The organism is Pseudomonas sp. NPDC086278 (assembly GCF_050280905.1).
Classification (GTDB): Bacteria; Pseudomonadota; Gammaproteobacteria; order Pseudomonadales; family Pseudomonadaceae; genus Aquipseudomonas.
Genome location: NZ_JBNNWE010000036.1, coordinates 41,506 through 53,899, shown reverse-complemented (window position 1 = coordinate 53,899; position 12,394 = coordinate 41,506). Strand labels below are relative to the sequence as shown.

Genomic DNA, 12,394 nt, shown 5'->3' with positions numbered 1-12,394 from the left:
ATTGCCAAATGGCCGCTGATCGCGCTTGGCCAGAAGCTTTGGCTGCGTTATTTCGGGACCCGCACTGACGGTTCGACGTACACCTCGCAAACCTACGACGCCACGCCTGTGCCCGGTGCCGGTTTGCCGAATGGCATGTACCCGAACACCCCAGTCGCCCAACTGCGCAGCCTGAAGGATGGCTCGCAGTTGCGAATTGAGTTCAAGGTAACCTTCGATGGCAACACCGATGAACGCCAGGCAGTGATTTTTCCATCCCGGCTCTACACCGTTAAGGCGTTGGTGGAGACGAGGCCGGAAATAACCTCGGTCAAAGGCGCGTCCAATGGCGCAGAGATTGCCAATGGCAGCCTCACCGTCGAGACCAGCGTGGTCCTGACCGGCACGGCGAGCAAGGGCCAGAAAGTCGATGTGCTCGATGGCACTGTCTCCAAAGGCCAACCCACCGCCGATGCGACGACGGGCATCTGGACCCTGACCGTCAGCGGTCTGGCCGTGGCGGCCCACAGTTTTACCGCGAAGGCGCTGTACGGCGCGGGCACCCCGTCGGCGGCGCGGACCTTCACGGTGACGGCGGTCGTTGCGCCGACCATTTCGTCGGTGAAAGGCTCGCCCAGCGGCGCCGAGATTCCCAATGCCTCCCTCACCATTGAAACCAGCGTGGTGCTCACCGGCACGGCGAGCAAGGGGCAGAAAGTCGATGTGCTCGACGGTACTGTTTCCAAAGGCCAACCTACCGCCGATGCGACGACGGGCATCTGGACCCTGACGGTCAGCGGCCTGGCCGTGGCGGCTCACAGTTTTACCGCGAAGGCGCTGTATGGCGCGGGGAGTTCATCGGCGGCGCGGACCTTCACGGTGACTGCGGTCATTGCGCCGACCATTTCGTCGGTGAAAGGCTCGCCGAGCGGCGCCGAGATTCCCAATGGCACCCTCACCATTGAAACCAGCGTGGTGCTCACCGGCATGGCTAATAAAGGCCTGCAAGTGGATGTGCTCGATGGCTCCGTCTCCAAGGGGCAACCGTTCGCTAACATAACGACCGGGGTCTGGACGGTTACAGTGTCGGGGCTGAGTGTGGGAAGCCATAGCTTCACCGTCAAACTCATATCCGGCAGTATTCCACCGTCAGCCGCGCGTCAATTTTCGATCATTCCACCGTATACAAAACCTACGATTACTACCGTAGTCCGAATTGACACCGGGGCACATGTCCCTAGCGGGTCAACTGTCCCTCGTACGACTCAGTTAAGAGTAACTGGGGGATGTTATTCACACCCTACGCGCTCGCGTGACATAAGTTTTTCAGGCAGCAATAACCATCAAGGAATAACGACGGTACCTCCAGGGAACAGCAGTTACTTCATTCTCGAGTTTGGGTCACCTGTAAACGCGGGATACGCGACATACCAGGCTATTGACTATTTATCGGGGCTATCTAGCCAGACCTCCTGGGGTATCAACTGGAGCTAACCTGGAAATAAATACAGAAATAAGGGGACGGATATATCAATCCGTCCCTGTGTTACTGCCGACTTCTGATGCGAAGCGACAACGTCTTTTGGTCTTAGTTTTCCTGCGCGCGATAAGCCCCCGGCGTCAACCCGGTCCACTTCTTGAACGCTCGATGAAACGCCGAAGGCTCTGAAAACCCCAGTTGCTCGGCAATCTGCTGCAACGACAAATCCGCCCGCCCCAGGTGATAAATCGCAATGTCCCGCCGCAACTGATCTTTCAATTCCTGAAAACTCGAGCCTTCTTCACGCAAATGCCGGCGCAAGGTCTGCGGGCTGATGTGCATGTGCGCGGCCACCGCTTCCAGGTCCGGCCAGCGTGCACTGTCGCGACTGAGCAAGCGGCGCAACTGGCTGCTCAGACTGTCGCCATCATCCGGGCGCGACAACAGGTCGGCGGGGGAATGTTGCAGGAAATGTTTGAGCGTCCGTTCGTCCTGCAACAGCGGCATGTGCAGGTAGCGGCTGTGAAACAGCAGGCTGCTTTGTTCGGTGGAAAATTGCAGGGGGCAGGGGAACAGCAAATCGTATTCGGCGCCGTGTTCCGGTCGGGGGTAACTGAACGTTGCCTGCTCCAGGCGGATGCGCTGGCCGATCAGCCAGCTGCCGAGGCGATGCCACACCATCAACTGGCTTTCAGTCAGGAAATGGTCCGGGTCCTGGAACTTCGAATCGTCGAGGCTCAAACGGACCATTTCGTCTTCATGGGTGAGGGTCAGACGCGGACCGTCGGGGAATAGGCTATAAAACAATAAGCCGCGATGCAGTGCCTTATCGAGGTTGCGGCAATGGATCACGGCGTGGCACATCATGGCGAAGCTGCCGGTTTTGCTCGGCACCGGGGCGAAGCCGAGGTATTCGTCGTCGAGGGCCAGCCACAAGCCCTGGATCAATCGGCTGAACTGTTCAGGGGCGATTCGCGCACGCGGCTCATCGAGCAGTTCGGGGCTGATACCGAGTTGTTGCAGCAGGTTTGAATAGTCATGACCCAGCCGGCGCGCGCCACCGAGGGCGGCACGGGCGAAATGACTGGCGATGGTGCGTTCGCGCATAAAGGGCAAGTCCGTCCATTGAACGACGGATAGTAGCGGCGGCGTCGTCCGATGGACAGGCGGATATCCGCCAAATTGCAGGACGACGTCTTGGCGATAGGCGGAAACCCGCCACATTACGTAACCGGTTGGTGACAAGGAAAAACCTGCACCCCTTGATGTCATAAGGCTTGCAGGGATTTTGGCAAAGGTGGCACGGGCCTTGCGATACACCGAGCAGATGCTTGCCGTCGCGCAGCTCGAAAAAACAAATCCCTCCAGAAGCAGGAGGGTTCGCAATTCAGGTGTCAGGCGCAACAGGTGGATGTCGCGACCGGGCACTCTTGAGGAACTTTGCAATGACGACTCGTCAGCCACTGTACAAATCCCTGTATGTCCAGGTGATCGTTGCCATCATCATCGGCATCCTGATCGGTCACTTCTATCCGCAGACCGGTGTGGCCCTCAAGCCGCTGGGCGACGGGTTCATCAAACTGATCAAAATGATCATCGCTCCCATCATCTTCTGCACCGTGGTCAGCGGTATCGCCGGTATGCAGAGCATGAAGTCGGTCGGCAAGACCGGCGGTTACGCGCTGCTGTACTTCGAAATTGTCTCGACCATCGCGCTGCTGGTCGGCCTGGTGGTGGTCAACATCGTCCAGCCGGGCAACGGCATGCACATCGACGTGACCACGCTGGATGCCTCCAAAGTCGCGCAATACGTGGCGGCCGGCGCTGATCAAAGCGTCGTCGGCTTCCTGCTGAACGTGATCCCGAACACCATCTTCGGCGCGTTCGCGACCGGCGATATCCTGCAAGTGCTGATGTTCTCGGTGATCTTCGGTTTCGCCCTGCATCGCCTGGGTGCCTACGGCCGTCCGATCCTGGACTTCATCGATCGCTTCGCTCACGTGATGTTCAACATCATCAACATGATCATGAAGCTCGCGCCCATCGGTGCCTTCGGTGCCATGGCGTTCACCATCGGTGCCTACGGCGTGGGTTCGCTGGTGCAACTGGGTCAGTTGATGGCGTGCTTCTACATCACGTGCGTGTTGTTCATCCTGATCGTGTTGGGCGGTATCGCTCGCGCTCACGGCTTCAGCGTGCTGAAAGTGATTCGCTACATCCGTGAAGAACTGCTGATCGTGCTGGGTACTTCGTCTTCGGAATCGGTACTGCCGCGCATGCTGATCAAGATGGAGCGTCTGGGCGCGAAGAAATCCGTCGTCGGTCTGGTGATCCCGACCGGTTACTCGTTCAACCTCGACGGCACCGCGATCTACCTGACCATGGCTGCGGTGTTCATTGCTCAGGCCACTGACACCCACATGGACATCACGCACCAGATCACCCTGCTGGTGGTGTTGCTGCTGTCGTCCAAAGGCGCTGCGGGCGTGACCGGTTCGGGCTTCATCGTGTTGGCGGCTACCCTGTCCGCCGTTGGCCACTTGCCGGTTGCCGGCCTGGCGCTGATCCTCGGCATCGACCGTTTCATGTCCGAAGCCCGCGCCCTGACCAACCTGGTGGGTAACGCGGTTGCCACCCTGGTCGTGGCCAAGTGGGTCAAGGAACTGGACGTTGACGTAATGCACGCCGAACTCGCTTCCGGCGGTCGCGGCATCGCCGACACCCGTCCTGAAGATGACCTGGGCGTTGCCGAAGGCCCAACCCCGACCAGCGTCAAGTAACACTCGCTGCACGGAAAAACCCGCTTCGGCGGGTTTTTTCATGCCCGGGATTTGAGCATAAGCGTCACAACTGCTGACGCATCGGGTGATTGCCGGGATGCCATTCGCTGCCTAGGCTGGAGGCATCGTTCACGGAGATTGCTCATGCCCGGTCCACTGGCATCACTCAAGGTTCTGGATTTCTCGACACTGCTGCCGGGGCCGTTTGCCTCGCTATTGCTGGCCGACATGGGCGCCGAGGTATTGCGCATCGAGTCGCCGACCCGCATGGATTTGCTGCGGGTGCTGCCACCGCACGATCAAGGGGTGTCGGCCAGCCACGCCTACCTCAATCGCAACAAGCGCAGCCTGGCGCTCGACCTCAAGCAGCCGGAAGCGCTGGAGGTGATCACGCAACTGCTGCAAGACCACGACATCCTGCTGGAGCAATTTCGACCGGGTGTGATGGAGCGTTTGGGCCTGGGTTATGAAGCGCTGAAGGCGATCAATCCGGCGTTGATTTACGTGTCGATCACCGGCTACGGCCAGACCGGCCCCTACAAGGACCGCGCCGGGCACGACATCAACTATCTGGCGCTGGCGGGGCTGGCCAGCCATACCGGCCGCGCTGACAGCGGGCCGTTGCCGTTGGGCATGCAAGTGGCGGATGTGGCCGGAGGCTCGCTGCACGGGGTGATCGGCTTGCTCGCGGCCGTGATCGCCCGCCAGCAAACGGGGCAGGGACAACATATTGACGTGAGCATGACTGATTGCGCGTTCAGCCTGAATGCCCTGGCGGGTGCTGGCTATCTGGCCTGTGGCGTCGAGCCGGGCCGCGAAGACCAGATGCTCAATGGCGGCAGCTTCTACGACTACTACCGTTCGCGGGATGGGCGCTGGTTATCGGTGGGGAGTCTGGAGCCGGCGTTCATGCAACAACTGTGTACGGCGCTGGGCCTGGAAGAGCTGTCGCCCTTGGGCTTGTCGCCAAAACCTGCGGACCAGAAAAAGCTCAAGGACGCACTGAAGACTGAATTCGAGAAGCACGACTTCAGCGAGTTATGCGGGCTGTTTGCCGAGCTTGATGCGTGTGTCGAGCCGGTGTTGAGCGTAGGGGAGGCGGTGCGGCATCCGCAGTTGCAGGCGCGCGGGCTGGTGACCGAAGTGCCGCGCGGGGATGGTTCGAGGCAGCGGCAGATGGCTTGTCCGTTGAAATTTTCGGACGGTCTGCCTGAGCCGCGGCATATCGGTGCCGGGCTGGGGCAGCACACGGATCAGGTGTTGGGGGCGTTGGGGTTCAGTGCTGAGCGGATCGATGAGTTGCGGCGTGCCAGGGTGGTTGTGTAGGGGCTTTGAGGGCCTCTTCGCGAGCAAGCCCGCTCCCACATTGGGTCTGTGGTGTACACAAATGGTGTATTCACAACAAATCCCCTGTGGGAGCGGGCTTGCTCGCGAAGAGGCCAGATCAAACACCACACAGTTAACTTATTCGACCCGCATCTCGCCACTAAACACCAACGTGCTCCGGCAGCGCCGGCACAAATAACGCCGCCCCTGGCGCACCAGCCCATGGCGCTGTGCCGAGAACGGGAAATCGCTGTCGGCGCACGGGCATTTATAGATATAGCGCGTCACGCTGCGGCGTTTCACGTCGTAGGTGTGGCAGCGATTCGGCGGCAGTTCATACACACCGCGCATGATCAGTTGCCACTCTTCGCCATGCGGCTGAATGCGGTCGCCAAACAGTTGATGGGCAATCAGGTGCGCGACCTCGTGGGCCACGGTTTGCTTGAGGAAGTCTTCGCTGTTTTCCCGGTACAGCTGCGGATTGAAGCGCAGCAGGTTCTCGTGCAGATGCGCGACACCGGCTTTTTGCCCGCGCAGCTTGAGGCTCACCACGGGGCGTTTGAAGGTTCTTTTGAAAAAGGATTCGGCTTGCTGGTAACAGTCTTCGACGCGGGTTTTGAGTTGCTCGGGCATGCTTGATGGATCTCCAGAGACGTCGAGTATGCCGCAACCCTGGGGTCTTGCGAATCGCCGAGGCGCCGAATGGTCATCGCCCCTTGTCTTGAAGAATTAGAAGGCCGCCTCGCGGCGGCCTGTATTGGCAGATCTTGTTTTGGGTGCAGCAAACGCTAATTCGTATAGACCGGCCCCACGCCGAGTCCCCAGACAATGACGGTAAACGCCATGATGGCCACCAGCACCACCAGGCCTACGGCAAGCACTGAACTTGAAAACAGGAAGCCCTCGTCGGATGGAATGTTCATGAAGGTGGGCAACCCCACATACAGCAAATACACGGTGTAGCAGATAGCCGCCGTGCCGATGATCATCCCCAGCCACATGTGCGGATACAGCGCCGCCAGGCCGCCGACGAACAGCGGGGTGGCGGTGTAGGTCGCAAACGCAACGCACCGGGCCAGGCTCGGGTTGGCGTCATAGGTGCGAGCCATCCAATGGATAAAGGCGCCCATCACGGCAACGCCGCCGAGCATCGCCACGTACGACATGATCGTCATCCATAGCGCACTTTCCTGCGTCAGCATCACCGGCGCACGGCTGCCAATGACCCAGCCGACCTGCGTGGTACCGATAAACGCCGACACGGCGGGGATCGCCGCCAGAATCAGCGTGTGAGTCAGGTACATGTGGCTGATGCTTTCCTCTTGGTCGCCACGGATGTCTTTCCATTCCTGGTCGGGGTGGGTGAAGAGCCCCACTACGTGATGGATCATGCCAGTCACTCCTCTTGTTATTACCGTCGCCCCCCAGCGGAGCGCCTACAGGCCAAAGTGGCCGAGTAAGTAAAGGTCTGAATATGTGTGCGACCTTATGTCGCAGTATAGAAAGGACTTAACGGCGCAGGTTGCGGGCCGTTAGAGCAAATCGCGCTGTAAAAACAACTGTTAATCGCGGGCGGGTCTGTCACCACCCTCCCTTGTGAACCTGTGAACCTGTGAACCTGCGAACCTGTGGACCTGTGGACCTGTGGACCTGTGGACCTGTGGACCTGTGAACCTGCGAACCTGTGGACTTGTGAACCTGTGGCGAGGGGGCTTGCCCCCGTTCGGCTGCGAAGCAGTCGCATGACAAATGCCGGGTTACCGGCGAAGCTTAGCCGCGGTTACGCTTCGCGTCCCAACGGGGGCAAGCCCCCTCGCCACAAGAGCGAGGTTTTTGCGTAAAATGCCGGCCTTTCGTCACACTTCACGGATCTGCGTCATGGGCACTCTCACGGTCAACCAGAACAAACTGCAAAAGCGCCTTCGCCGTCAGGCCGGTGAGGCCGTGGCCGATTTCAACATGATTGAAGACGGCGACAAGGTCATGGTCTGCCTGTCCGGTGGCAAGGACAGCTACACGATGCTCGATGTGCTGATGCATTTGCAGAAGGTCGCGCCGATCAGGTTCGAGATCGTGGCCGTGAACATGGACCAGAAGCAGCCAGGCTTCCCCGAACACGTGCTGCCGGCCTATCTGAAAGAACTGGGTGTCGAGTATCACATCGTCGAGAAAGACACCTATTCGGTGGTCAAGGAGCTGATCCCGGAAGGCAAAACCACGTGCTCGCTGTGCTCACGCCTGCGTCGCGGCACGCTGTACACCTTTGCCGATGAAATCGGCGCGACCAAGATGGCGTTGGGTCACCACCGCGATGACATCGTCGAAACGTTCTTCCTCAACATGTTTTTCAACGGCTCGCTGAAAGCCATGCCGCCAAAATTGCGCGCCGACGACGGTCGCAACGTAGTGATCCGCCCGCTGGCCTACTGCAACGAAAAAGACATTCAGGCCTACTCGGACTTCAAGCAATTCCCGATCATCCCGTGCAACCTCTGCGGTTCGCAGGAAAACCTGCAGCGTCAGGTAGTCAAGGACATGTTGCAAGACTGGGAACGCAAGACCCCGGGCCGCACCGAAAGCATTTTCCGCAGCCTGCAAAATGTTCAGCCGTCGCAGTTGGCGGACCGTAACCTGTTCGATTTCACCCATTTGCGCATCGATGAAACCGCCGCGTCGCGGTTCGTCAACGTGGTCAACCTTTAAACACCCGTGTGGGCGTGACCCTGTGGTTAGAGGGCTTGCCTTCGTTTGAGTGCGTAGTACTCACAAAAATCTTTGGAATGTCATCGATTTTGGGGCCGCTTCGCAGCCCAACGGGGGCGAGCCCCCTCGCCACTGGGCTCGCTCGGGTTATCTAAATTCCTCAGGAGAGGGCATGCGCGATTACAAGTGGCTGCACGAGTACTGTCTGAACCGCTTCGGTTCGGCGGCTGAACTGGAAGCCCATCTGCCCGTTCCCAAGACCCCGGCGCAACTGCGCAAGATCAGCGATGATCGCTACCTCTCGACCATGGCGCTGCGGGTCTTTCGCGCCGGGCTCAAGCACAGCCTGGTAGACGCCAAATGGCCGGCGTTCGAGGAAGTGTTCTTCAAGTTCGACCCGGAAAAAGTCGTGCTGATGAGCGCCGAACACCTGGAGAGGCTGATGCAGGACGCGCGGATCATCCGCCACCTGGGCAAGCTCAAAAGCGTGCCGCGCAATGCGCAGTTCATCCTGGACGTGGCCCATGAAAAGGGCAGCTTCGGCGCATTGATCGCCGAGTGGCCGGTGACCGATATCGTCGGGTTGTGGACGTACCTGAAAAAGCACGGTCATCAATTGGGCGGGTTATCGGCGCCGCGCTTCCTGCGCATGGTCGGCAAGGACACCTTTGTGCCGAGCTATGACGTGGTGGCGGGGTTGAATGCGCAGAAAATCGTCGACAAGGTGCCGACCAGCCAGCGCGATCTGGCCTTGGTGCAGGACGTATTCAACCAGTGGCATGAACAGAGTGGCGGGCGGGCGATGAGCCAGATTTCGATGATGTTGGCCTATACCGTCAATCATTGAGACCGAGGTGCGCCCTTCGCGAGCAAGCCCGCTCCCACATTTGACCGCATTCCAACTGAAGGAATGCGGTCGAATGTGGGAGCGGGCTTGCTCGCGAAGAGGCCAGATCAGGCGGTAGAGATCTCACCTTCACCGGCAAGCTTGCGATTCAACTGAAACCGCCACCGCACATACAGCAGCGCCGAGCAGAACACCGCCAGGCTCGCGCCCATTTCCAGCAAACCGAACAGCTGCCGGTTGGGGTCATACGCCGCCAGTGCGCCCTTGATGAAATACAGGTTCACCACAAAGCACATCCATGAGTGCCCGCGCGCGCTGCCGATGATCATCCCCGGCGCGAGCAACAGCAGCGGCACCAGTTCGATCAGCAGAATTACCCACGGTCGCGCGCCATGCAGGTCGGCGAACACCAGGTAGTAGGCGCACAACAGCCCGACCAGACCGCAAAAGCACAGCAGGCTGATGACGCGCATCGCCCGAACCCGTGGTTCGAGCCATTCGATGGAAGGCAGAATTTTCGGCTTCTTGGCCACGTCAGTTCCCCAGCTTTTGCGCGGTCTTGCCCAGGCGCAGGCCCAGGGCCCGGCACAGCACCACTTCATGTTCATTCAAACCCAGTTTGCCGTCGGCCCCGGCGTGATGACTGGCGCCATAGGGCGTGCCGCCGCCACGGGTCTCCAGCAGCGCCGACTCGCTGTACGGCAGGCCAGTGATCAGCATGCCGTGGTGCAACAACGGCAACATCATCGACAGCAACGTGGTTTCCTGGCCACCGTGCAGGCTGGCGGTGGAGGTGAACACGCCAGCCGGTTTGCCCACTAAGCCACCGGTCAGCCACAGGTTGCCGGTGCCGTCGAGGAAGTATTTGAGCGGCGCCGCCATGTTGCCAAAGCGCGTCGGGCTGCCGAGGGCCAGGCCCGCGCAATTTTTCAGATCGTCGAGGCTGGCGTACAACGCGCCTTCGTCGGGAATGTCCGGCGACACCGCTTCGCACTCGGTGGAAATCGCCGGCACGGTGCGCAGGCGCGCTTCCATTCCGGACTGTTCGACGCCACGGGCGATCTGCCGCGCCATCTCGTTGGTCGAGCCGCTGCGGCTGTAATACAGAACCAGAATGTACGGCGCACTCACGGCAGCAACTCCAGCACATTCTCCGGCGGACGGCCGATGACGGCTTTGTCGCCGACTTCCAGAATCGGCCGTTCCATGAGTTTCGGGTGTGCAGCAATGGCGGCGATCAATTGCGCCTCGCTGAGGGTGGCGTCTGCCAGGTTGAGGGTTTTGTATTCGTCCTCGCCGGTGCGCAGCAATTGCCGGGCAGTGAGACCGAGCTTTTTCAGCAGACCCTGGAGTTGCGGGGCGTCCAGCGGGGTGTCGAGGTAGCGGACGACGGTCGGGGTCAGGCCGCGGGCTTCGAGCAGTTCGAGCGCACCGCGGGATTTCGAGCAGCGCGGGTTGTGATAAAGCGTCAGATCGGTCATGTGCGGGTCGCATCTTGCGTAAGGTGGCGGCTATTCTAACTGTGCAGCGCGTAATCCAGAACCTTGGGAGGCGATGGGTCGCAGGCGCAATCAATTTTGAACAAGGATCACGACATGACAAGGCGACTGGCAGCGGCACTGGCGATCATCGGCACGTTGATGCTGGGGGGCTGCGGCAACGACTATGGCATCGACCAGAATGGCCGCAAAGTTGCCTCCGAGCGTCTCGACAAACAATGGGTGGTGCTCAATTACTGGGCCGAATGGTGTGGCCCGTGCCGGACCGAGATTCCGCAGTTGAACGCGCTGGCCGATCAATTGAAGGATAAGAAAATAGGGGTGTTCGGGGTCAACTTCGACAATGTGCAGGGGGAAGAGCTGAAAAGTGCCAGCGAAAAACTCGGCATCAAGTTCACCGTGCTGGCGTCGGACCCGGCAGAGCTTTTTGAGTTGCCGCGCAGTGAGGCGTTGCCGGTGACGTACATCATCGATAACAAGGGCAAGGTGCGCGAGCAACTGATGGGCGAGCAGACCGCGGCAGGTGTGATGGCGAAGCTGGAGGCGTTGCAGGCGAAGAACTGACCTTTCATGTGGTCAGGGGTTTACTGTGGCGACGGGCTACTGTGGCGAGGGGGCTTCTGTGGTGAGGGGGCTTGCCCCCGTTGGACTGCGCAGCAGTCCCATTTTTTGGGGTCGCTTCGCAACCCAACGGGGGCAAGCCCCCTCGCCACAAATGCCACTGACTTGGAAGAACAATCCTTTCCAGCCACAAATGCCACTGACTTGGAAGATCAATCCTTTCTAGCCACCAACACACTGGCTTGAAAGATCAATCCTCTCCCAGCCACCAACACAATGGCTTGCCAAGGAATCAACCCTCTTCCAGCCACCAACGCAATGGCTTGCCTTCAGCCGGCCAGAAACGCATCTGCTCGATAGGCGAAATGTCCCAGCGTTGCACGCCTTCCAGCGCCTGCAGGAAGCGTTTTTCCTGTTCCATGACCGCGGGCGCGCACTGTTTGCGGGTGCTGCCGATCTTGCCGAAGCTCAGCTTGTCGCCTTCAAGTGTGTACGGCGCGAACCAATGGTTGCAGCCACCGTTGCCGTAGGCCCGGCCGTCGTCACCCAAGGTGATGGTCAGGTGGCTGTAATCCATCAATGGACGCTCGCCGATCCACTCCAGAATGTAGCTGCGGTTTTGCTGCAGTTGCACCGGTTTGGCGGCGCAGCCCATAAGGCCGGCACCGATCATCGCGGCCAGAGCAAGGTGTTTCATCACGCAGGCTCCTGGCATGCCGGGCACAGATGCTTCTCGCCCACGGTGGTCCAGCCCAGCTCGGCAATGCGCGCGGTGGCCGCAGGCTTTTCAACCTTGTTGCCCAGTTTGGCGTCGACCGCAAACTCAAAGCTCAGCACTTTGGCGCAGCTGTCGCAATTGACCTGCCAGGTGTGAATCGCCAGTTCGCCGAACACCGGGCCACTGGCCACCGCGACCCATTGGCCGGGCGGGTTGATCAAGTGGCGAACCGTTTCGACGGTCAGGCGCATGGACAAGTCCTTGGCACCCTTGAGGGTCACGACCAACACATCATTGTTGCGAATCGAGCCGCCGTTGCCGGTGACTTGATAACGCCCCGGCACCAGGGCGCGGCATTCGGTGAGGGTGTGTTGCGGGTTCATCAGGCTGTAGCGGAAATCGTGTTCGACCATGGGTCCTCCAAATATGCGCGGTATGCTATCACGCGCCTGTAGCCAGCATCGCGCGGTCACATGACCTTCGATCAGGTTCAAATCCCCC

Annotated in this window: 13 protein-coding genes and 1 pseudogene; 6 read left to right on the top strand and 8 right to left on the bottom strand. The window is 59.8% G+C overall.

What is annotated here, in order from left to right; translation table 11 throughout:
• A pseudogene (locus tag ACQKP4_RS13780) lies at window positions 1-1,473 on the top strand (hypothetical protein); the annotation flags it as partial.
• A 94-nt stretch (window positions 1,474-1,567) separates the two neighbouring features.
• On the opposite strand, the gene ACQKP4_RS13775 reads toward ACQKP4_RS13780, so the two are convergent.
• Window positions 1,568-2,566 (bottom strand): AraC family transcriptional regulator, encoded by a 999-nt coding sequence (locus ACQKP4_RS13775; RefSeq protein ID WP_427633912.1) that lies wholly within the window; start codon window positions 2,564-2,566, stop codon window positions 1,568-1,570.
• Between the two features lie 338 nt (window positions 2,567-2,904).
• Here ACQKP4_RS13775 and ACQKP4_RS13770 point away from each other — a divergent pair, with 338 nt between their 5' ends.
• Together ACQKP4_RS13770 and ACQKP4_RS13765 are read left to right on the top strand one after the other, a co-directional pair.
• A complete protein-coding gene (locus ACQKP4_RS13770) occupies window positions 2,905-4,239 on the top strand; it encodes a dicarboxylate/amino acid:cation symporter (protein WP_427633910.1) in 1,335 nt (444 codons plus the stop codon).
• A 144-nt stretch (window positions 4,240-4,383) separates the two neighbouring features.
• Window positions 4,384-5,565 (top strand): CaiB/BaiF CoA transferase family protein, encoded by a 1,182-nt coding sequence (locus ACQKP4_RS13765; RefSeq protein ID WP_427633908.1) that lies wholly within the window; start codon window positions 4,384-4,386, stop codon window positions 5,563-5,565.
• A 138-nt stretch (window positions 5,566-5,703) separates the two neighbouring features.
• Here the strand turns inward: ACQKP4_RS13765 and ACQKP4_RS13760 are convergent, their stop codons facing one another.
• Together ACQKP4_RS13760 and ACQKP4_RS13755 are read right to left on the bottom strand one after the other, a co-directional pair.
• Window positions 5,704-6,198, bottom strand: coding sequence for a SprT family zinc-dependent metalloprotease (locus ACQKP4_RS13760; protein ID WP_427633906.1), 495 nt, complete (start codon window positions 6,196-6,198; stop codon window positions 5,704-5,706).
• A gap of 155 nt (window positions 6,199-6,353) precedes the next feature.
• Window positions 6,354-6,956, bottom strand: coding sequence for a Yip1 family protein (locus ACQKP4_RS13755; RefSeq protein ID WP_427633904.1), 603 nt, complete (start codon window positions 6,954-6,956; stop codon window positions 6,354-6,356).
• Between the two features lie 487 nt (window positions 6,957-7,443).
• Between ACQKP4_RS13755 and ttcA the strand changes: the two genes are divergently transcribed.
• The gene (gene ttcA / locus ACQKP4_RS13750; RefSeq protein ID WP_427633903.1) at window positions 7,444-8,268 is read left to right on the top strand and encodes a tRNA 2-thiocytidine(32) synthetase TtcA; all 825 of its coding nucleotides are present in this window, start codon (window positions 7,444-7,446) and stop codon (window positions 8,266-8,268) included.
• 172 nt (window positions 8,269-8,440) lie between these two features.
• The gene (locus tag ACQKP4_RS13745; RefSeq protein ID WP_427633901.1) at window positions 8,441-9,115 is read left to right on the top strand and encodes a DNA-3-methyladenine glycosylase I; all 675 of its coding nucleotides are present in this window, start codon (window positions 8,441-8,443) and stop codon (window positions 9,113-9,115) included.
• Window positions 9,116-9,222: 107 nt separating this feature from the next.
• Here ACQKP4_RS13745 and ACQKP4_RS13740 read toward each other — a convergent pair whose 3' ends face one another.
• From ACQKP4_RS13740 to arsC, 3 genes are read right to left on the bottom strand one after another with little or no spacing between them, the layout of a single operon-like run.
• Window positions 9,223-9,648, bottom strand: a complete 426-nt coding sequence (locus ACQKP4_RS13740) for a DUF2069 domain-containing protein (RefSeq protein WP_427633900.1) — start codon at window positions 9,646-9,648, stop codon at window positions 9,223-9,225.
• Between the two features lies 1 nt (window position 9,649).
• A complete protein-coding gene (gene wrbA, locus ACQKP4_RS13735) occupies window positions 9,650-10,246 on the bottom strand; it encodes an NAD(P)H:quinone oxidoreductase (protein ID WP_427633898.1) in 597 nt (198 codons plus the stop codon).
• Window positions 10,243-10,596 carry an arsenate reductase (glutaredoxin) gene (gene arsC / locus ACQKP4_RS13730; RefSeq protein WP_427633896.1) on the bottom strand — a complete coding sequence of 118 codons (354 nt, stop codon included), beginning with the start codon at window positions 10,594-10,596 and terminating at the stop codon, window positions 10,243-10,245. Before arsC ends, wrbA begins: the two co-directional genes overlap by 4 nt.
• Window positions 10,597-10,710: 114 nt before the next feature.
• On the opposite strand from arsC, the gene ACQKP4_RS13725 reads away from it, so the two are divergent.
• Window positions 10,711-11,178 carry a TlpA disulfide reductase family protein gene (locus tag ACQKP4_RS13725; protein ID WP_427633894.1) on the top strand — a complete coding sequence of 156 codons (468 nt, stop codon included), beginning with the start codon at window positions 10,711-10,713 and terminating at the stop codon, window positions 11,176-11,178.
• Between the two features lie 289 nt (window positions 11,179-11,467).
• On the opposite strand, the gene ACQKP4_RS13720 is transcribed toward ACQKP4_RS13725, so the two are convergent.
• A complete protein-coding gene (locus tag ACQKP4_RS13720; protein WP_427633893.1) occupies window positions 11,468-11,872 on the bottom strand; it encodes an META domain-containing protein in 405 nt (134 codons plus the stop codon).
• Window positions 11,872-12,306: a hypothetical protein gene (locus ACQKP4_RS13715; protein ID WP_427633891.1), complete on the bottom strand. Its 435-nt coding sequence runs from the start codon at window positions 12,304-12,306 to the stop codon at window positions 11,872-11,874. The genes ACQKP4_RS13720 and ACQKP4_RS13715 overlap by 1 nt, the downstream gene beginning before the upstream one ends.
• Between the last annotated feature and the right edge of the window lie 88 nt (window positions 12,307-12,394).